Here is a 313-nt window from a genome sequence, read left to right on the forward strand (position 1 = left end):
GAAGTATCTATATGAACGGTACGCCTTACGACAAAAAAAATGTCGAGAGCTTTGATGCTGTAACTTTCAACCTGACCGAAGCTTTAAAGCGGATAGAGAAGGATCTATCGCTACCGGTTAATGTCACAACACTGGCCAAGCTGGCAGATGTTCACCGAAACACGATTTATCATCGCGGATGGCCCAAGAATGAACTGACGCGGATAAAGGCAGCGCGTGAGCAGGCTAAGAAAGACCAGGCGGTAGCAAAAGCCGATACAAAGTCTCCAGAAGAGCTTCTAGAACTGAGTAGGCTTGAGATTATGTATTGGTT

The 313-nt window shown here is 46.0% G+C and carries 1 protein-coding gene; it reads left to right on the plus strand.

Features of this window, described 5'->3' with window-relative positions:
• Positions 1 to 11 precede the first annotated feature (11 nt).
• A partial coding sequence (locus tag KMS84_RS39715; RefSeq protein ID WP_256921516.1) for a hypothetical protein occupies positions 12 to 313 on the plus strand: 302 nt, incomplete at its 3' end.

Origin of the sequence: Streptomyces hilarionis, assembly GCF_024539675.1 — a bacterium.
Taxonomy (GTDB): domain Bacteria; phylum Actinomycetota; class Actinomycetes; order Streptomycetales; family Streptomycetaceae; genus Streptomyces; species Streptomyces hilarionis.